Raw genomic sequence first — 20143 nt, 5'->3', positions numbered from 1 at the left:
GGGCGCGGACCGTCAAGGTCCGCGCCCCCTTCTCCGTGCCGTACCTCAGCCGGTCAGCTGCCGCGCCCGGGCCACCAGGTCACGCACCGAGTGGTCGGTGAGCTCCGGCAGTCGGTCGTAGTCGAACCAGCGCAGGTCCAGCGACTCCTCGCTGATCAGCGCCTGGGCGCCGGCCGGGGCCAGCGCGATGTACTGGACGTCCAGGTGGGTGTTCTCCGGCCGGTCCTTGCCGGTGCAGCGGACCAGGTGCCGGTCCAGCTTGGCCGGCACCGGGCGGCCGTCGGCCTCCAGGAGCACCAGGTCGGGGATGCCGGACTCCTCGACGGCCTCGCGCAGCGCCGCCGAGGCGAGGTCGCGGTCACCGGGCTCGCAGTGCCCGCCCATCTGGAGCCACATGCCGACCTTGGGGTGCAGGGTGAGCAGCACCCGCCCGGCCGCCGGGTCGACGACCGCGGCGCTCGCGGTGATGTGCGCGGGCAGGCAGGAGCGGTAGAGGCCCTCGGGCTGCGCGGAGAGGTGGTCCAGGTAGTCGAGCCGCAGCCGGTCCTGGTCCTCGTCGGCGGGCCGCCAGTCGGTCAGCGTGCGGACGGCGTCCGCGTGCAGGCCGGTGGAGGGCCCGGCGGCGGGCGTGTCGGTGGCCGTCATGCGGTGGGCTCGCCCTTTCCGTCGGTGCCGTTCTCGTCGTTCTTCGGCCGCTCGTCCTTGCCGAGGTCGGTCTTGCCGGCCGCGGCGTCGCCGAGCAGCTTGTCGAACGCGTCGAAGTCGATGCCGCCTTCCAGGTCGTCGGCGGAGCCCCGGTGCACGAAGGCATCCGGGTCGTCCAGGTCGGCGGCGGTGGGCAGCATGTCGGGGTGCTCCCAGAGCGCGTCGCGGCCCTCGATGCCGCGGGCGTCGGCGAGCAGCGCCCAGAGCCGGGCGGCGTCGCGCAGTCGGCGCGGGCGCAGCTCCAGGCCGACCAGGGTGGCGAAGGTCTGCTCGGCGGGCCCGCCGGCCGCGCGGCGGCGGCGGACGGTCTCGCGCAGCGCGCCGGACTGGGGCAGGTGCGGCTCGGCGGCGGCGTGCACGACGGCGTCGACCCAGCCCTCGACCAGCGCGAGCGCGGTCTCCAGGCGGGCGAGCGCGGCCTTCTGCTCGGGGGTGTCCTCGGGCTGGAGCAGGCCGCCGGCCAGCGCCTCCTGGAGGGCCTCCGGGTTGCTCGGGTCGAGCTGGCCGACCAGCTCCTCCATCCGGGAGGTGTCGACCTTGATGCCGCGCGCGTAGGCCTCGACGGCGCCCAGCAGGTGGGCCCGCAGCCACGGCACGTGGGCGAAGAGCCGCTGGTGGGCGGCCTCGCGCAGGGCGAGGTAGAGGCGGACCTCGTCGGCGGGCACGCTCAGGCCCTCGCCGAACTCGGCGACGTTCTGCGGCAGCAGCGCGGCCTTGCCGGCCGGGGCGAGCGGCAGGCCGACGTCGCTGGAGCCGACCACCTCGGCGGCGAGCGCGCCGAGCGCCTGGCCGATCTGGGTGCCGAACATGGCGCCGCCCATCGAGCGCATCACGCCCATCAGCGGGCCGGCCATGGCCTGCATCTCCTCGGGCAGGACGCCGCCCATGGCGTTGCCGACCCGCTCGGCGACCGGGTCCACCAGGTCCTTCCAGACCGGGAGGGTGGCCTCGATCCACTCGGCGCGGCTCCAGGCGACGGCGGTGCCGGCGCCGGAGGGGAGCTCGGTGGCGCCGTCGAGCCACAGGTCGGCCAGGCGGATGGCCTCGGTGACGGCGGAGCGCTCGGCCGCGCTGACGGAGCGGTCCTTGCTCTTGCCCTCGGCGGGCTCGGCGACCACGGTCTGGCGGGCGATGTTGGTGGCGAGGTCCCAGTTCACCGGGCCGCCCTCGAAGGAGAGCATCTGGCCGAGCTGCTGGAAGGCGGCGCCGAGGTCGCCGGGGTTCATGCCGCCGAACATCGCGGCGAAGGGGTTGTCGGCGCCAGCGGGGCCGCCCGGGGCGCCGGGCATGCCGAAGATCGCGCCGAAGGGGTTGCCGCCCCCGAAGCCGAACGGCTGCTGGCCGCCGACCGGGTCCTGGTCCTTCTTCTTCTGGGCGTCGTCGGGCTTGGCCTTGCCGTCCTCGGGCTCCTCGGGCGGAACGCCGAATCCGAAGGGAAGGTCGCTCACGGGGTCCTCGATCCGGTTAGCCGTCATACGGGTGTGGCGGGAAAATCTGCGCCCGGGGCGGCGGCGGAGCGGGGGACTCGGGGGCGGCTCCCGCGCGGCTGGCCCGCGCCGGGTGCACCGCCGGGCCTTCGCCTCGGGCAGGATGTGCGTACGTGACACACGTCCGTACGCACATAAAGCTAACCGTGGAGGATGGCCGGTGAGTTCCCCGCCCTGGGACGTTCGCTCTGGGCTGACCGGAGGAGAGGACGCGTCGGACACCACGGCGTCGCCGCCTCCAGCCTACGGCGGACGGCCGCTGACCGTGGCGGTCACCGGTGCCGCAGGAGTGCTGGGCGAGCGGGTCGCGGCCCGGCTGGTGGCCTCCCCGCACGTGCGGAAGGTCCTGGCCGTGGACGACCGGCGCGGTGAGGTCCCGGGCGTGCAGTGGCGGGTGCTCGACGTGCGGGACCCGGCGGTGGCCGAGCGGCTGGCCGGGGTCGACGTGGTGGTGCACCTGGCGATGGACTTCGGCATGGAGTCCGACCCGCGGGCCCGCAGCGCCTACAACGTGCGCGGCGCCCAGACCGTGCTGACCGCGGCCGCGGCCGCCGGGGTGCCCCGGGTGGTGCTGTGTACCTCGGCGATGGTCTACGGCGCGCTGGCCGACAACGAGGTGCCGTTGGCGGAGGACTCCGAGCTGCGGGCCACCGAGGAGGCCTCGCTGGTCGGGGACCTGCTGGAGATCGAGCGGCTGGCCCGCCGGGCGCCGCGCGCCCACCCGGGCCTCCAGGTGACGGTGCTGCGGCCGGCCGTGGTGGTGGGCCCCGGCGTGGACACCGTGCTGACCCGGCACTTCGAGGCGCCCCGGCTGCTGGTGGTGGCCGGCTCCCGGCCGTGCTGGCAGTTCTGCCACGTGGACGACCTGGCGGCGGCGCTGGAGTACGCGGTGCTGGGCCTGGTCGAGGGCGAGGTGACGGTCGGCTGTGACGGCTGGCTGGAGCAGGAGGACGTCGAGCGGCTGTCCGGGATCCGGCGGATGGAGCTGCCGGCCTCGCTGGCGCTCGGGACGGCGGCGCGGCTGCACCGGCTGGGCCTGACCCCGGCTCCGGCCGGGGATCTGGCGTACACGATGTACCCGTGGGTGGTGTCCGGCAGCCGGCTGCACGAGGCGGGCTGGCGCCCGGTGCACACCAACGAGCAGGTGCTGGCCGAGCTGCTGGAGCAGGTGTCCGGCAAGCACGCGGTGGCCGGGCGGCGGCTGGGCGGCAAGGAGGCGGCGACCAGCCTGGGCGCGGCCGGGGCGACGGTGGCGCTGGTCGGCACGGCGGCGCTGGTGCGCCGGGCCCGCAAGCGGCGGAGGTTCTGAGCGGCCGGGCCGGGGGAGTCGCGGGAGCGGACCCGTGTCCGTGCGGGATGGGGGATCATGGGGCCATGTCCGAGAACCACGACCCCATCCGGCTGATCGCCGTCCGTGACACCCCGCTCTCGCTGGACGAGGTGTACGAGGCGGTAGGCGACGACGCGGCCGGCGGCACCACCGTCTTCGTCGGGACGGTCCGGGACCACGACGGCGGCAAGTCGGTCTCCGCGCTGGAGTACAGCTGCCACCCCACCGCGGAGCAGGAGATGCGCCGGATCGCCGAGAAGGTGGCCGCGGACTTCCCGGTCCGGGCGCTCGCCGCGGTCCACCGGGTGGGCCGGCTGGAGATCTCCGACAAGGCCGTGATCGTCGCCGTCTCCTGCGCCCACCGGGGCGAGGCCTTCGCGGCGGCCCGCCGGCTGATCGACGACCTCAAGCGCGAGGTGCCGATCTGGAAGCACCAGGTGTTCGCCGACGGCGGCGAGGAGTGGGTCGGCGCGGGCGGCTGCTGACCCGGGCCACGGTGCTCGGCCATCGGTACGCCGGAACCGGGCACCCGGGCCGCGGCGGACGGAAACGATTCGCCGGAACCGATCCGCACACCTTTCGCGTCCGTCGGGTCAGGCGCGCCGTGCTCTCACCCGAACGGGTCGGCGGCGGCGCCCCGAATACTCCCTGGAAGTGAGCCGATCGGCCGCCCCGTAACCCGGATGGCGTCGGCCGCGTTGTCCGCCGGAGTGGTTAATCTGCTCATAGACACGACGAGCTGGGAGTCCTGGTCATGAGTGCGCTCGCCTGGTTGATCATCCCCGGTGCCGCCGGCGTCGCGGCCGGCCTCTGGGCACTGTGGGCCCAGCGGACCCCGCGCGCGACGGGGGACCCGGCCTCACTCGCCGAACACCGGCGTTTCATGGCCGCCATGGAGCGGACCACCGCCGGCTCCGCGGCCCCGAGCGAGCGCCCCGGCAGGTAGCCCGGCGGGCGTCCCGTCGGGCGCGTCCCGTACTGTCGAGGCATGCCACGCCGCTCCGCGACGATGCTCGCTGCCACCCTGCTGCTCATAGCGCTGCTCTGCGTCTCGGTGCTGATGAAGGTGCCGTACACGGAGATGAGCCCGGGGCCGACGTACAACACGCTCGGCAACCAGGGCGGCAAGCCGGTGATCAGCATCAGCGGGCACGACTCGTACCCGGCGAGCGGGCACCTCAACATGACCACCGTCCAGGTCACCGGGGCCAAGTACGAGCCCAGCCTGGTCAACGCGGTGGTCGGCTGGCTGCGGGACGACGTGCTGGTGGTGCCGCACGACAACGTCTACCCGAAGGGGCAGTCGGACGCCGACGCCAAGAAGCAGAACGCCGAGGAGTTCGCCTCCTCCGAGGACAGCGCCCGCACCGCCGCGCTCAAGCAGCTGGGCATCCCGGTGGGCAACGAGCTGATCGTGAAGTCGGTGACCGCGGGCGCCCCCGCCGAGGGTCGGCTGCACGCGGGGGACCAGATCGTGGCCGTGGACGGCACCCCGGTCGGCGCCGTCGACCAGGTGGTCGCGGCCGTCACCAAGCACAAGCCGGGCGAGTCGGTGGTCTTCACCGTCGTTCCGCGGGTCAAGGACACCGACGGCGCCACCCCCGGCACGAAGACCGACGTCACCGTCCCGACGGTGCGGGCCAAGGACCTCGACCCGAAGGCCTCGGCCGAGCGCGCGGACCTCGCGGTGGTGGGCATCGGCACCGGGATCCGGCACACCTACCCGTTCCAGATCGACATCGGTCTCCAGGACGTCGGCGGCCCGAGCGCCGGCCTGATGTTCTCGCTCGGCATCATCGACAAGCTGACCCCGGGCGGCGACCTCACCGGCGGCAAGTTCGTGGCCGGCACCGGGACCATCGACGACGACGGCAAGGTCGGCCCGATCGGCGGCATCTCGATGAAGCTGATCGCCGCCCGGGATGCCGGGGCCGAGTACTTCTTCACCCCGTCCTCGAACTGCGCCGAGGCCACCAAGAACGTCCCGTCCGGGCTGACCCTGATCAAGACGGACACGCTGGACGGCGCGCTGAAGTCGCTGGAGCAGGTCCGCTCCGGGCAGGCTTCCGCGCTGCCGTCCTGCGCGGCGAAGTAGCCGTCGGGGACGGCGTCAGGCGAAGGTCGCCAGCAGCGCGTCGGTCAGGCCGGGCACCAGGTCCGGGCCGGTCAGCACCTCGCGGGCGACGTCCTTGGAACGCAGCCGCAGGGCGATCTCCTTCTTGCCGTCGCGCAGCACCGCGGCGGTGATCCGCACCTCCTCGCGCTTGGGGTGGTTGGCCACCCACTCGGCGAGCTGGGCGTCGGAGGCACCCCGCGGGCGGGACTGCTCGGCGCCCGGCGGCAGCATCAGGCGCTCGACGACCAGGGCGCAGCCGGCCACGGAGTCGGGCCAGGCGATGGTGCCGAGGAACTTGTCGAGCTCCATGCCGGCCGGCAGCTCGTCCTGCTCGATCGGGGTGAGGCCGGCCTCGTCGCCCTCGGCGAGGCCGAGCTGCTTGGCGATCTTGGGGTTGGCCTTGCGCAGGGCGGCGCTGTCCACCAGGGCGAACAGCCGGGCCGGGAGGTCCCAGCCGAGGGTGGCGGCGTACTCGTCGATCTCCAGGGCGGCCCGGGTCAGCGGGGTGGCGGCCGGGAGCTTGGAGACGTCGTCGGGGGAGTTGTTGAGATCAGGCGCGTCGGACATGCCTCAATCCTCACACGGCGGGCGGGGCGCGCTCGCCGTGCGGGGCTCGTGGAGCGCCGGTGGGAGGGGCCCTGGGAAGTCCCGGTGGGGGCGGCCGGGGCGGGTGGCGGTCGTAACCGTCTGCTAACGGTGGGAACTCGACCAAAGCCTGGTTTAGTTTCTCTGACGACTGCCCCCATTCCCCCATCCAGACGACACAGCCGAGGTGCCACCGTGGTCTTCCAGATGCCCGAACGGTCAGGGCCGGGTTTCCGGCGCAGGGTAGGCCCGCCCTCCCGGCGGGCGCGGGTGGCCCTGCTGACCCTGGGCGTGCTCGCGGTGCTCTTCCTGCTGTTCGTCATGTTCGCGGGTTTCTGGACGGACTGGCTGTGGTTCAAGTCGGTCCGCTTCTCCTCGGTGTTCACCACCCAGCTGTGGACGAAGGTCGGCCTGTTCGCGGTGTTCGGCCTGCTGATGGCGGTGATCGTCGGCTTCAACATCTGGCTGGCGCACCGGCTGCGGCCGCCGCTGTCGGCGATGTCGGTGGAGCAGCAGAGCCTGGACCGCTACCGGTCGGGGCTGGCGCCGTTCAAGCGCTGGGCGCTGGTCGGGGTCTCGCTGGTGATCGGCCTGGTGGCCGGTGCCGCGGCTTCGGGCCAGTGGCGGACCTGGCTGATGTGGACGAACGCGACGTCCTTCGGTGAGAAGGACGCGCAGTTCGGCATGGACGTCTCGTTCTACGCCTTCGACCTGCCGTTCTACGAGTTCGTGCTGGGCTTCGCGTTCAGCGCGGTGATCGTCTCGCTGCTGACGTCGGCGCTGGTGCACTACCTGTACGGGGGGCTGCGGCTCCAGGGCCCGGGCCGTCGGGCGAGTGTGGGCGCGCAGGGGCACCTGGCGGTGCTGCTGGGCGTGTTCGTGCTGCTGAAGGCCGTCGCGTACTGGCTGGACCGCTACGCGCTGGCGGTGAAGACGGGCTCCTACAAGGGGGTCTCGGGCTGGACGGGCCTGCGCTATGTGGACGCCAACGCGTTCCTGCCGGCCAAGACCATCCTGTTCTTCGTCGCGATCATCTGCGCGGTGCTGTTCTTCCTGACCCCGATCCGGCGCACCTGGGCTCCGGCCCTGATCGGCCTGGGGCTGATGGTGCTGTCGGCGGTGCTGATCGGCGGGCTGTACCCGGCGATCGTGCAGCAGTTCCAGGTCAAGCCGAACGAGCAGGCCAAGGAGACGCCGTACATCCAGAAGAACATCGACGCCACCCGCCAGGCGTACGGGATCGCGGACGCGCAGACCAGCCCGTACTCTCCGCAGGGCGCCACCAACGCGGACGCGCTGAAGCCCGACGCGCAGACGATCTCGGACATCCGGCTGCTGGACCCGAACGTGGTCTCGCCGGCGTTCCAGTCGCTGGAGCAGCAGCGCAACTACTACGCCTTCCCGAACACGCTGGACGTGGACCGCTACGGCACCGGGAAGGACAAGCAGGACAGTGTGATCGGCCTGCGCGAGCTGGACCTGAACGGCGTGCAGCGCAACTGGATCAACGACCACTTCAAGTACACCCACGGCTACGGCGCCGTGGTCGCCAAGGGCAACCAGGTCGACGACAAGGGCCAGCCGGTGTTCACCGAGTCGGGCCTGCCGGCGACCGGTTCGCTGGGCGACTACCAGCAGCGGATCTACTACGGCGAGAAGACCACCACGTACTCGATCGTCGGCGGTTCCAACAAGGAGATCGACTACACCGATCCCAAGACCGGTCAGAACGCCGAGACCACCTACAGCGGTGGCAGCGGCGTCTCGCTGGACAATCCGCTGACCCGGGCCGCGTACGCGGTGCGCTTCGCCGAGCCGCAGATCCTCTACGCGGGGGCGATCACCGACGGCGCCAAGGTGATCTACAACCGGACGCCGAAGGAGCGGGTGGAGAAGGTCGCGCCGTGGCTGTCGATCGACGCCGACCCGTACCCGGTGGTGCAGGACGGCCGGGTGCTCTGGGTGCTGGACGGCTACACCACCTCGGACGGCTTCCCGTTCGCCTCGAAGACGACGCTGGGCACGGCGACCAAGGACTCGCTGACCAACCAGCGCGGTGAGCTGCTGACGGCCGCGAACCAGGTCAACTACATCCGCAACTCGGTCAAGGCCACGGTGGACGCCTACACCGGCGAGGTGAAGCTCTACCAGTGGGACGAGAAGGACCCGGTGCTGAAGACCTGGATGAAGGCCTTCCCGGGCACCGTGGAGCCGAAGGCGGACATCCCGCAGACGCTGGTGCCGCACCTGCGCTACCCGCAGGACATGTTCAAGGTGCAGCGCGACCTGCTCGGCCAGTACCACGTCACCGACGCCAACTCGTTCTTCAACGGCAGTGACATCTGGCAGACCCCGGTGGACCCGACCAGCGACACCAAGCAGGTCCAGCCGCCGTACTACGTGACGGTGCGGATGCCGGACACCAGCGCGGCGAGCTTCTCGCTGACCAGCACCTTCGTGCCCAACGGGCGGCCCAACCTGGCCGCGTTCATGGCCGTCAACGCGGACCCGGGCGACGACTACGGGAAGATCCGCATCCTGAAGATGACGGGCGAGAGCGGCGCTCCCGGCCCCGGCCTGGTGCAGTCGAAGTTCAACTCCCGCCAGGAGGTGGCCAACCAGATCTTCGCGCTGAAGAGCGGTGGCGACGCCGAGCTGGAGTACGGCAACCTGCTGACCCTGCCGGTCGGCGGCGGGCTGCTCAACATCGAGCCGGTGTACGTGCGCGGACGCGGCGCCAAGTACCCGACGATGCAGAAGGTCCTGGCGGTGTACGGGGACGACAACGTGGCGTTCGAGGACACCCTGGAGGCCGCGCTGAAGAAGGTGTTCGGCGGGGCGCCGCCGGCGACCATCCCGCCGACGCAGACCACGCCGACCACGCCGACCACCCCGACGACGCCGACCACCCCGGCGCCGGGCGGGACGGTCTCGCCGGAGCTCCAGAAGGCGATCTCGGACGCGCAGAAGGCGTACAGCGACAGCCATACCGCCTTCAAGAACGGTGACTGGGCGGCGTACGGCGCCGCCGAGAAGGCGCTCGGCGACGCGCTGAAGGCCGTGGACGCGGCCCGCGGCGCGGGCTCGGCGCCGGCCCCGACCGGCACTCCGGCCCCGGGTGCCACGAACGGCGCATCGCCCGCCGCCCAGCCGTAGGCCGCTGAGCTGCGGTAACCGTTTTCCGTTCCACCCCGCGTCCGTGCTATGGTTTAACCACCGACGCGGGGTGGAGCAGCTCGGTAGCTCGCTGGGCTCATAACCCAGAGGTCGCAGGTTCAAATCCTGTCCCCGCTACAAAGGCCAGAGGCCCGGAGGATTCTTCCTCCGGGCCTCTGGTGTTTCCGGGGTCGTTCTGTTTCCGGGGTCGTTCGTGTCCGGAAGCGGTGGGAACCGCTCCGGTACTATCGACCGTCGCCAAGGACGACGGCAGCGGGGTTTGTGAGGTTGAAGTGTCGGGAAATCGACAAAGCGCCGAAGCAATTTCGTCGGCTTCGGGTCGGCCCCGCCGGAATTCGGCCGGGGCAGGTGTACGCGGGTACTGGGTGATGCGACGATGGGACACATGGGGGACGGTGCACGGTCGCTGACCGCCCGTCGGGTCCGGCGCCTCCCCTGGGAGTCCCCCCGGTCGCACGCCGGGGCACGATGCCGCGACACTCTGGGGGAGCGGGAGTCGGCATGAGGCTGATCGGCAAGTCAGGCGCCAAGTCCGCGGCGGCCGCCGAAGCGGACACCGATGCCTGGTCGGAGAGCGCCGAGAGCCCCGACAGCCGCCCCGGAGTCCTGCCGGCCCAGCGCGCCAACGGACTGTCCGAGCGTCTCCCGGTCTCCGGCTACGGGCCGGACAGCCTGGTCCACGTGTCGACCCGTCAATTCGCCGCCGCGGTCGGCGCGTACGTCGGCGAGCAGCCGGGCGTCGATCCGACGGCCGGCACCGCGCTCGACCCGGCCGGCTTCGACCCGACCAGCTTCGAGACCGCCCTGGCCGCCCGGGAGTCCGCCGCGCTGGAAGCCCGCCACCGGCAGGCCGCCGACGGCGGGGACCCGGACGCCGCCTGCCGGCTGGGCACCCTGCTGCTGCGCCGCGGCGAACTGGAGGACGCCGAGCCCTACCTGCGCGCCGCCGCGGCCGCCGGGCTGCGCGCCGCCGCCAACAACCTCGGCGTGCTGCTGCACCAGCAGGGCCACCGGGCCGAGGCCGGCCAGTGGTGGCGCCATGCCGCCGTGGCCGGCAGCGCGCCGGCCGCCCACGCGCTCGGGCTGCAACTGCGCGACCAGGGCCAGGAGGAGGCCGCCGAGTACTGGCTGCACTTCGCCGCCGACCACGGCCACCCGCTGGGCGCCTACGCGCTGGGCGACCTGATGGAGCACCGGCGGGACGTGCGCGCCGAGCGCTGGTTCAAGGTCTCCGCCGACGCCGGGCACCGGGAGGCCGCCTACCGGCTGGCCCGGATGCGCGAGGCCGCCGGGGACAAGGAGACCGCCGAGACCTGGTACCGCACCGCCGCCGCCCGCAGCCACGCCCGCGCCGCGCTGCGCCTGGGCGTGCTGCTGGAGGAGCGCGCCCGCGCCGACCGGTCACTGCTCGACGAGGCGGCCCGCTGGTACCGGCAGGCCGCGCAGAACGGGGAGTCGCGCGCGGCCTGCGCGCTGGGCTTCCTGCTGCGCGACTCCGGGGACCACGCGGCCGCCGCCGAGTGGTGGCAGGAGGCCGCCGAGGCGGGGGACGGCACCGCCGCCAACGCGCTGGGCGCGCTGCACGCGAGCCGCGGCGAGGCCGCCGAGGCCGAGCACTGGTACCGCCTCGCACTGGAGGCCGGCGACCAGAACGGTGCCTTCAACCTCGGCCTGCTCTGCGCCGGCACCGGCCGTGAGCAGCAGGCCGAGCAGTGGTACCGCCGGGCCGCGTACGCCGGGCACCGGGAGGCCTGCAACGCGCTGGCCGTGGTGCTGCTTCAGCGCGGCGACGAGTCCGGCGCCCAGCCCTGGTTCTCCAAGGCGGCCGAGGCCGGCAGCGTGGACGGCGCGTTCAACCTCGGTGTGCTGCACGCCGGGCGCGGCGAGCAGCAGCAGGCCCAGGAGTGGTACGCGCGGGCCGCGGCCGAGGGGCACGGCGAGGCGGCGCTGCAACTGGCGGTCGTCCAGGAGCAGCGCGGCAACCTGGCCGGGGCGCTGGAGCGCTACCGGCAGGCGGGGGCCGGGGGTTCGGCCGAGGGCGCGTTCCGGCTGGCCTCGCTGCTGGACCGGCGCGGGGACGCGGACGCCGAGGCCGAGCAGTGGTACGCGGTGGCGGCGGACGCCGGGCACCGCCGGGCGCAGGTGCGGATGGGCGTGCGGGCGGCCGAGCGCGGGGCGCTGGAGATCGCCGAGAGCTGGTACCGGCGGGCCGCGGAGGCGGGCAGCCGCAGTGCGGCGTTCAACCTGGGGCTGCTGCTGGCCCGGCAGGACAGCGAGGCCGAGGCGATGCTCTGGTACACCCGGGCGGCGGACGCCGGGCACGGCCGGGCGGCGCTGCGCCTGGCGTTGCTGGCGCTGCGCCGGGGGGAGCCGACGCAGGCGGAGAACTGGTGCCGGCGGGCGATCGACTACGGGCCGGCCGAGGTGTCGGAGCGGGCCGGACGGCTGCTGGGCGCGCTGAGCGCGGAGCTCAGTGCCTGAACCCCCGTGTCTGAACCCCGTGTCTGAACCCCGTGCTCAGGGGCGGCAGTCGGGGCACAGGCCGCGGTAGGTGACCTGGGCGGCGGTGACGGTGAAGCCGTAGCGCTCGGCGGCGGGGAGGTCGGCGAGCGGGTCGCCGTGCGGGTGGACGTCGCGGATCGCGCCGCAGCCCGAGCAGATCAGGTGCTGGTGGGCGCGGTGGGCGTTGGGGTCGTAGCGCTTGGCGCGGCCGTCGGTGGCGACTTCCAGGACCTCGCCGAGGGTGACGAGTTCGCCGAGCGTGTTGTAGACGGTGGCGCGGCTGATCTCGGGCAGGCGGGCCGTCGCGCGGGCGTGCACCTCGTCGGCGGTGAGGTGGATGTGTTCGCCGTCCAGGACCTCGGCCACGACCCGGCGTTGCGAGGTCAGCCGCCAGCCTCTGCCGCGCAGTCTCTCCAGCAGATCGCTCATGTCATCCAGAGTAAGTCATGCTCCGAGTTTGGTTCCAGTGTTGACTTGGACAAAGTCCAAGTTAGGATCGTGTCATCGAGACCGGATACCGCGGAGGCACTGCCATGACGACCCAGGACGAGCTGCGCCCGACCCTGACCACGGAGGCGGGTGCCCCCGTCGCCGACAACCAGAACACCGAGACGGCCGGTGTCGGGGGCCCCGCCCTCATCCAGGACCAGCTGCTGTTCGAGAAGCTCGCGCACTTCAACCGCGAGCGGATCCCGGAGCGCGTGGTGCACGCCCGCGGCGCCGGGGCGTACGGCACCTTCACCGTCACCGCCGATGTGACGCCCTGGACCCGGGCGGCGTTCCTGTCCGAGGTCGGCAAGCAGACCGAGGTCTTCCTGCGCTTCTCCACCGTGGCCGGCAACCTCGGCGCGGCCGACGCGGTGCGCGACCCGCGCGGCTTCGCGCTGAAGTTCTACACCGAGGAGGGCAACTACGACCTCGTCGGCAACAACACCCCGGTGTTCTTCATCAAGGACGCCACCAAGTTCCCCGACTTCATCCACACCCAGAAGCGCGACCCGTACACCGGCTCGCAGGAGGCGGACAACGTCTGGGACTTCTGGGGCCTGTCGCCCGAGTCCACCCACCAGGTGACCTGGCTGTTCGGCGACCGCGGCATCCCCGCCTCGTACCGGCACATGAACGGCTACGGCTCGCACACCTTCCAGTGGCAGAACGAGGCCGGCGAGCACTTCTGGGTCAAGTACCACTTCAAGACCGACCAGGGCATCCGCAACCTCACCCAGGCCGAGGCCAACACCCTGGCCGGCGAGGACCCGGACAGCCACCAGCGCGACCTGCGCCAGTCGATCGAGCGCGGCGAGTTCCCCAGCTGGACGGTGCAGGTCCAGATCATGCCGGCGGCCGACGCGGCGAACTACCGCTTCAACCCCTTCGACCTGACCAAGGTCTGGCCGCACGCCGACTACCCGCCGATCGAGATCGGCAAGCTGGAGCTCAACCGCAACCCCGACAACGTCTTCGCCGAGGTCGAGCAGTCGGCCTTCTCCCCGGCGCACTTCGTGCCCGGCATCGGCCCCTCCCCGGACAAGATGCTCCAGGGCCGCCTGTTCGCGTACGCCGACGCCCACCGCTACCGGGTCGGCGTCAACGCCGACCACCTGCCGGTCAACCGTCCGCACGCCACCGAGGCCCGCACCAACGGCCGGGACGGCTCCCTGTACGACGGCCGGCACGGGCGGCAGAAGAACTACGAGCCGAACAGCTTCGGCGGCCCGGTGCAGACCGGCCGTCCGCTGTGGGCCGCGACCTCCGTCGCCGGCACCACCGGCACCCACGTCGCGCCCTCGCACGCCGAGGACGACGACTTCGGGCAGGCCGGCGCCCTGTACCGGCTGTACTCCGAGGAGGAGAAGCAGCGCCTGATCGGCAACCTGTCCGGCTTCATCGCCAAGGTCTCGGCCGACCGCGACGACATCGTCGAGCGGGCGATCGACAACTTCCGCAAGGCCGACGCCGACTTCGGGCAGCGGCTGGAGGCGGCGGTCCGGGAGCTGCGCAAGCAGCAGTAGCAGCCGGACCGCGCAAAGCGGCGGCCCCCGTGTCCGGCACGCGCCGGACACGGGGGCCGCGACCACGCTCAGACCGAGAGCCGGCGCAGGGCCTCCTCGTGCAGCAGGCCGTTGGAGGCGACGGCGTCGGCGCCGCCCGGGCCCGGGATGCCGTCCAGGCCGGTGAAGCTGCCGCCGGCCTCCTCGACGATGATGCAGTTGGCCGCCATGTCCCACAGCGACAGCTCGGGCTCGGCGGCGATGTCCACGGCGCCCTCGGCGACCATCATGTAGGACCAGAAGTCGCCGTACGCGCGGGTGCGCCAGCAGGCCCGGGTGAGGTCCAGGAACGGGTCCAGCCGGCCGCGGTCCTCCCAGCCGGTGAGTGAGGAGTACGAGAAGGACGCGTCCTCGATCCGGGAGACGCCCGAGACCCGCAGCCGGGAGGACTTGGCCAGGCTGCGGCCGCCGAACGCGCCGAGGCCCTTGGCCGCCCACCAGCGGCGCTGGAGCGCCGGGGCGGAGACGATGCCGACCACCGGGCGCTCGACGCCGTCCGGGCCGTCCTCCAGCAGGGCGATCAGGGTGGCCCAGACCGGGACGCCGCGGATGTAGTTCTTGGTGCCGTCGATCGGGTCGATCACCCAGCGGCGCGGGCCCGAGCCCTGGAGGCCGAACTCCTCGCCGAGCACGGCGTCGCGCGGGCGGGCGCGCTGGAGCACGCTGCGCACCTGCTCCTCGGCGGCCTTGTCGGCGTCGCTCACCGGGGTGAGGTCGGGCTTGGTCTCGACCTTCAGGTCCAGGGCGCGGAAGCGCTCCAAGGTGACCGAGTCGGCCGCATCGGCGAGGACATGGGCGAGTCGGAGATCGTCGTGGTAGTCGGCCATGCCCGAAACCCTAGCGTGCCGCCGGGTGCGCGCCGCGGCTCCCCGCTGCTCAGTGCGCCGTGCCGCTGAGCTGGAGTCCGATCACGCCGGCGATCACCAGGGAGATCGAGACCAGCTTGAGCACCGAGCTGCTCTCGTTCAGGAAGACCATCCCGTAGACCGCGGTTCCGGCCGCGCCGATGCCCGTCCACACCGCGTAGGCGGGGCCGACCGGCAGGCTCTTCAGGGAGAGCGTGAGCAGGCCGAAGCTGCCGAGGGCGAACACGCAGAAGCTGATGGTGGGCCAGAGCTTGGTGAAGCCCTCGCTGAGCTTGAGGTTGATCGCGAAGCCGGTCTCCAGGAAACCGGCCAGGACCACCAGGGCCCATGCCATCGCGTGCCCTCCCTGTCGATCGGCGGGCCGGACCGTATCCGGCCCGACCTTCCTATGATCGCCAGGCGGGAGCGCTCCGACACCTCGAACGGGCCACCAAGCTCAGTCGAGTTCGCCCTCCTTGCTGGCCAGCAGACGGCGCAGCGAGTAGAGCCGGGCGGCCTCGGCGTGGCCGCCCTCGACCCAGGCGTCCAGCGCGCAGTCCGGCTCGTCGTGGCTGCACGCGCGCGGGCAGTCGACGGTGCCGGGCTCCAGGTCGGGGAAGGCGTGGATGACCCGGGACGGGTCGATGTGCGAGAGGCCGAAGGAGCGGAAACCGGGGGTGTCGATCACCCAGCCGGGGTCCAGCGCCTTCTTCGAGCCGGGCTTGGCGCCGGGCGGCGGGGGCAGCCGCAGCGCCAGGGCGGAGACAGTGGTGTGCCGGCCGCGGCCGGTGACCGCGTTGACGCGGCCGGTCTGCCGCTGGCGGTCCGGGACGAGCGCGTTGACCAGGGTGGTCTTGCCGACGCCGGAGTGGCCGATGAACACCGTGGAGCGCCCGCGCAGGTGCTCGCGCACGGCCTCGGCGCCGGTGGTCTCCAGCTCGTCGCGCCGGGTGACCACATAGGTGATGCCGAGCGAGGCATAGGAGTCCAGCAGGGTCGAGGCCGGGGCGAGGTCCGACTTGGTGAGCACCAGCAGCGGCTCCATGCCCGCGTCGTAGGCGGCCACCAGGCAGCGGTCGATCAGCCGGGGGCGCGGCTCCGGGTCGGCCAGCGCGATGACGATGGCCAGCTGCTCGGCGTTGGCGACCACGATCCGCTCGTACGGGTCGTCGTCGTCCGCGGTGCGCCGCAGCACCGAGCTGCGCTCCTCGACCCGGACGATCCGGGCGAGGGTGTCGGCGTCCCCGGAGAGGTCGCCGACCAGGTTGACCACGTCGCCGACGACGACGCCCTTGCGGCCCAGCTCGCGGGCCTTCATGGCGACGACCTCGCGCTCCTGCTTCGTCCCCGGGTCGATCAGGCAGGTGATCCGGCCGCGGTCGACGGTCAGCACCATCGCCTCGGCGGCGTCCTCGTGCTTGGGCCGGATCCTGGTCCGCGGCCGGGAGCCCCGGCGGGCGGGGCGGTTGCGGATGTCGTCCTCGTCGGCGTCCTTGCCGTAGCGGCGCATGTGCTCAGTCTCCGCTCAGACGCCCGCCGTCGCTTCGCCGAGCAACTCGGCCCACATCCCGGGGAAGTCGGGCAGGGTCTTGGCGGTGGTGGCCACGTTCTCGACCTCGACGCCGGGGACGGCGAGGCCGAGGACGGCGGCGGCGGTGGCGAGCCGGTGGTCCTCGTAGGTGTGGAAGATGCCGCCGCGCAGCGGGCGCGGGCGGATGCGCAGGCCGTCCTCGGTCTCGGTGACGTCGCCGCCGAGGTCGTTGATCTCCTTGGCGAGCGCGGCGAGCCGGTCGGTCTCGTGCAGGCGCAGGTGGGCGATGCCGTACAGGTGGGACTCGGAGTCGGCGAGCGCGGCGACGGCGGCGATCACCGGGGTGAGCTCGCCGACGTCGTGGAGGTCGGCCTCGATGCCGTGGACGCGGCCGGTGCCGGTGAACTGGAGGCCCTCGTCGGTGAACTCGCAGGCGCCGCCCATCCGGGTGTAGATCTCGCGCAGCTGGTCGCCGGGCTGGGTGGTGTGCTTGGGCCAGTCCCGAACGGTGACCCGGCCGCCGGTGACCAGCGCGGCGGCGAAGAACGGCGCGGCGTTGGAGAGGTCCGGCTCGACCACCAGGTCGCGGCCGATCAGGGCGCCGGGGGTGACCCGCCAGACGTCCTTCTCACCGCCGTCCTCGGGGGCGTCGACCTGGGCGCCGGCCAGTCGCAGCATCTCCACCGTCATCCGGATGTGCGGCAGCGACGGGACCGGGCCGCCGACGTGGCGGACCTCGATGCCGTGGTTGTAGCGGGCGCCGGAGAGCAGCAGGGCGGAGACGAACTGGGACGAGGAGGAGGCGTCCAGCTCGACCGGGCCGCCGTCCAGCGAGCCGGTGCCGTGCACGGTGAGCGGGAAGGCGCCGCGGCCGCCGTCCTCGATCCGGGCACCGAGCGCGCGCAGGGCGTTGATCACGCCGTGCTGGGGGCGCTCGTAGCAGCGCGGGTCGCCGTCGAAGTGCACCGGGCCGTCGGCGAGGACGGCCAGCGGGGGCAGGAAGCGCATCACGGTGCCGGCGTTGCCGACGTCGACCGAGGCCGGGCCGTGCAGCACGGGGGTGGGGATGACCCGCCAGGCCTCGCCGCCGCCGATGCCGCCGGAGTCGTTGTTGACCTTCTCCTCGATGGTGACCCCGAGGGCGCGCAGGCCGTCGGCCATCAGCTGGGAGTCGCGGCTGCGCAGCGGGCGGCGCACCCAGCCCGGCCCGTCGGCGAGTGCCGCCAGCACCAGGGCCCGGTTGGTGACCGACTTGGAGCCGGGGATGGTGACGGTGGCGTCGACGGGGCTGGTCGCGACGGGGGCGGGCCACAGGGTCTCGGTCATGGGGCAAGTCTAGGGGCCGTACCGGAACAGTCTCGGCGCCCGCACTACGACAGCGGCTGGAGCAGCCAGGCGGCGCCGAGGCCGAGGCAGGCGAGGGCGACGAGCAGGAAGACGGTGACCCAGGCGAGGGCGGGGACGTGGGTGAGCCGGGCCAGCTGGTCGGCGTCGGAGTCGCGGGCCCAGCCGATCCGGCGCTGGTGCTGGAGCTCCAGGACGGGGCGCACGGCGCCGAAGAGCAGGAACCAGCAGCCGAGGTAGGCGAAGCCGGCCTGGACCTGGGCGCTGCCGAACCAGGAGACCAGGAAGAAGGCGCCGCCGGCGAGCAGCACGGTGAGGAAGCCGTAGGCGTTGCGGATGCGCACGAGCAGGGCGAGCAGCAGCAGGACCGCCAGCCAGAGCAGCAGGGTGATCCGGTCGGCGGCGAGCAGGGCGGCGCAGCCGAGGCCGAGCAGGGCGGGGGCGGTGTAGCCGGCGAAGGCGGTGAGGACCATGCCGGGGCCGGTGGGGCGGCCGTAGGAGAGGGTGAGGCCGGAGGTGTCGGAGTGCAGCCTGATGCCGGCCAGTTTGCGGCCGGTGACCAGGGCGGTCAGGCCGTGGCCGCCTTCGTGGGCGATGGTCACGGCGTTGCGGGCGACGTGCCAGAGCGGGCGGGCGAGGACGGTGAGCAGGGCGGCGGCGCCGGTGGCCAGGACCAGCCAGCCGGGTGGGGCGGTCTGGGTGCCGGTGACCTGGCTCCACAGGTCGGCGAGGGTCTGGTCGTTCGTGTTCATCGGTGTCTCGTTGCCTCCGTCCGGCGGGCCGGGCCTTGTGCGTTGGGCCGTTCGGGTCAGCCTCGCACGGGGGACGGTCGGTCGGGGGCGGGTGGTTGCGGCGCGGGGACGGAGAGGTCCTGAGGGCGGGCGGCATGGCAAGCTGGCCCGCATGTGCGGTCGGTTCGCAGCCAGCAGCAAGCCCGAGGACCTCGTCGAGCTGTTCGACGTGGAGCACTGGGAGCCCGCGGAGACCCTCGCGCCGAACTGGAACGTGGCGCCGACCGACAGCGCCTTCGTGGTGCTGGAGCGGCTGGCGAAGGAGCGGCCGGCGCGGGCGGTGCGTCAGCTGCGGGTGCTGCGCTGGGGGTTGGTGCCGCCGTGGTCGGACTCCGCCGAGACGGCGGTGAAGATGATCAACGCCCGGTCGGACACGGTGCACGAGAAGCCCTCGTACCGGCAGGCCTTCGCGGCGCGCCGGTGCGTCCTGCCGGTGGACGGCTACTACGAGTGGCAGACGGTGCCGGGGGAGCGGGGCAGGGCGCGCAAGAAGCCGTACTTCGTCTCCCGGGCGGACGGCGCGCCGCTGGCGCTGGCCGGGCTGTACGAGTTCTGGCGCGACCGGGCGGTGCCGCCGGGGCATCCGCGGGCCTGGCTGGTGACGTTCACGGTCGTCACGACGGACGCCGAGGAGGCGCTGGCGCCGATCCACGAGCGGATGCCGCTGTTCCTGGACCGGGCGGACTGGGACGAGTGGCTGGATCCGCGGCTGACCGAACCGGAGGGGCTGCGCCGACTGCTGATACCCCCGCCGCCGGGGGCGCTGGTGGCGACGCCGGTGGATCCGGCGGTCGGCAGCATCCGCAACAACGGGCCGGAGCTCAAGGAGCCGTGGGTCGAGCCCGTGACCACCCTGTTCTGATCCGAACCTTCCTGGAGTCATCGAGATGAGCACCACCGAAGCGGTCCCCACCGAGGCGGGCGAGGCCCGGATCACCTACCACCGGGCCGCCGAGCCGAGGGCGGTGCTGGCGCTCGGGCACGGGGCCGGCGGCGGGATCGGGGCGCGGGACCTGGTGGCGCTGGCCGGGAAGCTTCCGGACCGGGGGATCACCGTGGCGCTGGTCGAGCAGCCGTGGCGGGTGGCGGGCAAGAAGCTGGGCCCGGCGCCGAAGACCCTGGACCTGGGCTGGCGGCCGGTGGCCGGGCTGCTGGCCGGGCAGGGGCTGCCGCTGGTGGTGGGCGGGCGCAGCGCCGGGGCGCGGGTGGCCTGCCGGACGGGTGCGGCGAGCGGGGCGGTGGGGGTGGTGGCGCTGGCGTTCCCGCTGCACCCGCCGGGCAGGCCGGAGAAGAGCCGGGCGCAGGAGCTGCTGGGGTCGGGGCTGCCGACGCTGGTGGTGCAGGGCCCGGCGGATCCGTTCGGCGGGCCGGGGGAGTTCCCGGAGCTGCCGCCGGGGCACGAGCTGGTGGCGCTGCCGTACGGCAACCACGGTTTCGAGGTGCCGAAGCGGGCGTCGGTGGGGCAGGAGGAGGTGCTGGAGCTGATCTGCGCCGCGGTGGGGGACTGGGTGCTGGGGCTGGTGTGAGGCCGGGGGCGGGTCGTTCCGCTCGTCGTGGGCCTGTGGGCGCACGGTGTTCTGGCCCGTGAGCGCACTCGTGCACTCGTGCGAGTGAATGGTGCGGGCGGGCGGGAATGCGCGGGGGGTACCGGTGGTTGTCCTCTCCGTCAGCACGAGTAC

At 73.0% G+C, this 20143-nt stretch carries 18 protein-coding genes and 1 tRNA gene; 10 read left to right on the top strand and 9 right to left on the bottom strand.

From position 1 onward, the window contains the following. Nucleotides 1-45: 45 nt before the first annotated feature. Nucleotides 46-645 (bottom strand): NUDIX hydrolase, encoded by a 600-nt coding sequence (locus tag QWJ13_RS21410; RefSeq protein ID WP_316526409.1) that lies wholly within the window; start codon nt 643-645, stop codon nt 46-48. Then, the gene (locus QWJ13_RS21405; protein ID WP_316526408.1) at nt 642-2153 is read right to left on the bottom strand and encodes a zinc-dependent metalloprotease; all 1512 of its coding nucleotides are present in this window, start codon (nt 2151-2153) and stop codon (nt 642-644) included. The genes QWJ13_RS21410 and QWJ13_RS21405 overlap by 4 nt, the downstream gene beginning before the upstream one ends. A 199-nt stretch (nt 2154-2352) precedes the next feature. Here QWJ13_RS21405 and QWJ13_RS21400 point away from each other — a divergent pair, with 199 nt between their 5' ends. The 4 genes from QWJ13_RS21400 to QWJ13_RS21385 all read left to right on the top strand — a co-directional run bounded on the left by QWJ13_RS21400 (nt 2353) and on the right by QWJ13_RS21385 (nt 5617). Beyond that, nucleotides 2353-3501 (top strand): NAD-dependent epimerase/dehydratase family protein, encoded by a 1149-nt coding sequence (locus tag QWJ13_RS21400; protein ID WP_316526407.1) that lies wholly within the window; start codon nt 2353-2355, stop codon nt 3499-3501. A 65-nt stretch (nt 3502-3566) separates the two neighbouring features. After that, nucleotides 3567-4007 (top strand): molybdenum cofactor biosynthesis protein MoaE, encoded by a 441-nt coding sequence (locus QWJ13_RS21395; RefSeq protein ID WP_316526406.1) that lies wholly within the window; start codon nt 3567-3569, stop codon nt 4005-4007. Nucleotides 4008-4276: 269 nt separating this feature from the next. After that, a complete protein-coding gene (locus tag QWJ13_RS21390; RefSeq protein ID WP_316526405.1) occupies nt 4277-4468 on the top strand; it encodes a hypothetical protein in 192 nt (63 codons plus the stop codon). Nucleotides 4469-4510: 42 nt separating this feature from the next. Beyond that, complete coding sequence (locus QWJ13_RS21385; protein ID WP_316526403.1) at nt 4511-5617, top strand: YlbL family protein; 1107 nt, start codon at nt 4511-4513, stop codon at nt 5615-5617. A gap of 15 nt (nt 5618-5632) precedes the next feature. Here QWJ13_RS21385 and QWJ13_RS21380 read toward each other — a convergent pair whose 3' ends face one another. Continuing rightward, nucleotides 5633-6205 carry a PPA1309 family protein gene (locus tag QWJ13_RS21380; RefSeq protein WP_316526402.1) on the bottom strand — a complete coding sequence of 191 codons (573 nt, stop codon included), beginning with the start codon at nt 6203-6205 and terminating at the stop codon, nt 5633-5635. Between the two features lie 225 nt (nt 6206-6430). On the opposite strand from QWJ13_RS21380, the gene QWJ13_RS21375 reads away from it, so the two are divergent. The 3 genes from QWJ13_RS21375 (at nt 6431) to QWJ13_RS21365 (ending at nt 11881) form a co-directional block, all read left to right on the top strand. After that, nucleotides 6431-9379 (top strand): UPF0182 family membrane protein, encoded by a 2949-nt coding sequence (locus tag QWJ13_RS21375; RefSeq protein WP_316526705.1) that lies wholly within the window; start codon nt 6431-6433, stop codon nt 9377-9379. A gap of 64 nt (nt 9380-9443) precedes the next feature. Beyond that, nucleotides 9444-9517 (top strand) — tRNA-Met (locus QWJ13_RS21370). Between the two features lie 384 nt (nt 9518-9901). Continuing rightward, complete coding sequence (locus tag QWJ13_RS21365) at nt 9902-11881, top strand: tetratricopeptide repeat protein (protein WP_316526401.1); 1980 nt, start codon at nt 9902-9904, stop codon at nt 11879-11881. Between the two features lie 36 nt (nt 11882-11917). Here the strand turns inward: QWJ13_RS21365 and QWJ13_RS21360 are convergent, their stop codons facing one another. Further along, nucleotides 11918-12331: a Fur family transcriptional regulator gene (locus QWJ13_RS21360; protein WP_316526399.1), complete on the bottom strand. Its 414-nt coding sequence runs from the start codon at nt 12329-12331 to the stop codon at nt 11918-11920. Between the two features lie 104 nt (nt 12332-12435). Here QWJ13_RS21360 and QWJ13_RS21355 point away from each other — a divergent pair, with 104 nt between their 5' ends. Further along, nucleotides 12436-13914 (top strand): catalase, encoded by a 1479-nt coding sequence (locus QWJ13_RS21355; RefSeq protein ID WP_316526398.1) that lies wholly within the window; start codon nt 12436-12438, stop codon nt 13912-13914. Nucleotides 13915-13982: 68 nt separating this feature from the next. Here QWJ13_RS21355 and hisN read toward each other — a convergent pair whose 3' ends face one another. From hisN to QWJ13_RS21330, 5 genes are all read right to left on the bottom strand, one after another. Further along, nucleotides 13983-14780 (bottom strand): histidinol-phosphatase, encoded by a 798-nt coding sequence (hisN, locus tag QWJ13_RS21350; protein ID WP_316526397.1) that lies wholly within the window; start codon nt 14778-14780, stop codon nt 13983-13985. Between the two features lie 49 nt (nt 14781-14829). Next, on the bottom strand, nt 14830-15153 hold the full coding sequence (locus QWJ13_RS21345; RefSeq protein WP_316526396.1) for a DMT family transporter: 324 nt from the start codon (nt 15151-15153) through the stop codon (nt 14830-14832). A 102-nt stretch (nt 15154-15255) separates the two neighbouring features. After that, nucleotides 15256-16308: a ribosome small subunit-dependent GTPase A gene (rsgA, locus tag QWJ13_RS21340; RefSeq protein WP_316526395.1), complete on the bottom strand. Its 1053-nt coding sequence runs from the start codon at nt 16306-16308 to the stop codon at nt 15256-15258. A gap of 15 nt (nt 16309-16323) precedes the next feature. Continuing rightward, nucleotides 16324-17655, bottom strand: a complete 1332-nt coding sequence (gene aroA, locus QWJ13_RS21335) for a 3-phosphoshikimate 1-carboxyvinyltransferase (RefSeq protein WP_316526394.1) — start codon at nt 17653-17655, stop codon at nt 16324-16326. 44 nt (nt 17656-17699) lie between these two features. Continuing rightward, the gene (locus QWJ13_RS21330; RefSeq protein WP_316526393.1) at nt 17700-18425 is read right to left on the bottom strand and encodes a M50 family metallopeptidase; all 726 of its coding nucleotides are present in this window, start codon (nt 18423-18425) and stop codon (nt 17700-17702) included. A 151-nt stretch (nt 18426-18576) separates the two neighbouring features. Here QWJ13_RS21330 and QWJ13_RS21325 point away from each other — a divergent pair, with 151 nt between their 5' ends. Both QWJ13_RS21325 and QWJ13_RS21320 read left to right on the top strand, forming a co-directional pair. Further along, entirely contained in the window at nt 18577-19326 is a 750-nt protein-coding gene (locus QWJ13_RS21325) for an SOS response-associated peptidase (protein ID WP_316526391.1), read from the top strand. Nucleotides 19327-19351: 25 nt separating this feature from the next. Further along, nucleotides 19352-19990: an alpha/beta hydrolase family protein gene (locus QWJ13_RS21320; protein WP_316526389.1), complete on the top strand. Its 639-nt coding sequence runs from the start codon at nt 19352-19354 to the stop codon at nt 19988-19990. Nucleotides 19991-20143: the final 153 nt, after the last annotated feature.

The sequence above is a fragment of the Kitasatospora brasiliensis genome (assembly GCF_032654805.1).
Taxonomy (GTDB): Bacteria; Actinomycetota; Actinomycetes; order Streptomycetales; family Streptomycetaceae; genus Kitasatospora; species Kitasatospora brasiliensis.
The sequence above is the reverse complement of the archived record's forward strand: the minus strand, read 5'-3'. Positions and strand labels throughout refer to the sequence as shown.

What these genes read in the sequence shown, in the direction of transcription:
- QWJ13_RS21410 (WP_316526409.1), bottom strand. Translation starts at nt 645, where the DNA reads ATGACGGCCACCGACACGCCCGCCGCCGGGCCCTCCACCGGCCTGCAC.
- QWJ13_RS21395 (WP_316526406.1), top strand. Translation starts at nt 3,567, where the DNA reads ATGTCCGAGAACCACGACCCCATCCGGCTGATCGCCGTCCGTGACACC.
- QWJ13_RS21390 (WP_316526405.1), top strand. Translation starts at nt 4,277, where the DNA reads ATGAGTGCGCTCGCCTGGTTGATCATCCCCGGTGCCGCCGGCGTCGCG.
- QWJ13_RS21385 (WP_316526403.1), top strand. Translation starts at nt 4,511, where the DNA reads ATGCCACGCCGCTCCGCGACGATGCTCGCTGCCACCCTGCTGCTCATA.
- QWJ13_RS21380 (WP_316526402.1), bottom strand. Translation starts at nt 6,205, where the DNA reads ATGTCCGACGCGCCTGATCTCAACAACTCCCCCGACGACGTCTCCAAG.
- QWJ13_RS21375 (WP_316526705.1), top strand. Translation starts at nt 6,431, where the DNA reads ATGCCCGAACGGTCAGGGCCGGGTTTCCGGCGCAGGGTAGGCCCGCCC.
- QWJ13_RS21365 (WP_316526401.1), top strand. Translation starts at nt 9,902, where the DNA reads ATGAGGCTGATCGGCAAGTCAGGCGCCAAGTCCGCGGCGGCCGCCGAA.
- QWJ13_RS21360 (WP_316526399.1), bottom strand. Translation starts at nt 12,331, where the DNA reads ATGAGCGATCTGCTGGAGAGACTGCGCGGCAGAGGCTGGCGGCTGACC.
- QWJ13_RS21355 (WP_316526398.1), top strand. Translation starts at nt 12,436, where the DNA reads ATGACGACCCAGGACGAGCTGCGCCCGACCCTGACCACGGAGGCGGGT.
- hisN (WP_316526397.1), bottom strand. Translation starts at nt 14,780, where the DNA reads ATGGCCGACTACCACGACGATCTCCGACTCGCCCATGTCCTCGCCGAT.
- QWJ13_RS21345 (WP_316526396.1), bottom strand. Translation starts at nt 15,153, where the DNA reads ATGGCATGGGCCCTGGTGGTCCTGGCCGGTTTCCTGGAGACCGGCTTC.
- rsgA (WP_316526395.1), bottom strand. Translation starts at nt 16,308, where the DNA reads ATGCGCCGCTACGGCAAGGACGCCGACGAGGACGACATCCGCAACCGC.
- aroA (WP_316526394.1), bottom strand. Translation starts at nt 17,655, where the DNA reads ATGACCGAGACCCTGTGGCCCGCCCCCGTCGCGACCAGCCCCGTCGAC.
- QWJ13_RS21330 (WP_316526393.1), bottom strand. Translation starts at nt 18,425, where the DNA reads ATGAACACGAACGACCAGACCCTCGCCGACCTGTGGAGCCAGGTCACC.
- QWJ13_RS21325 (WP_316526391.1), top strand. Translation starts at nt 18,577, where the DNA reads ATGTGCGGTCGGTTCGCAGCCAGCAGCAAGCCCGAGGACCTCGTCGAG.
- QWJ13_RS21320 (WP_316526389.1), top strand. Translation starts at nt 19,352, where the DNA reads ATGAGCACCACCGAAGCGGTCCCCACCGAGGCGGGCGAGGCCCGGATC.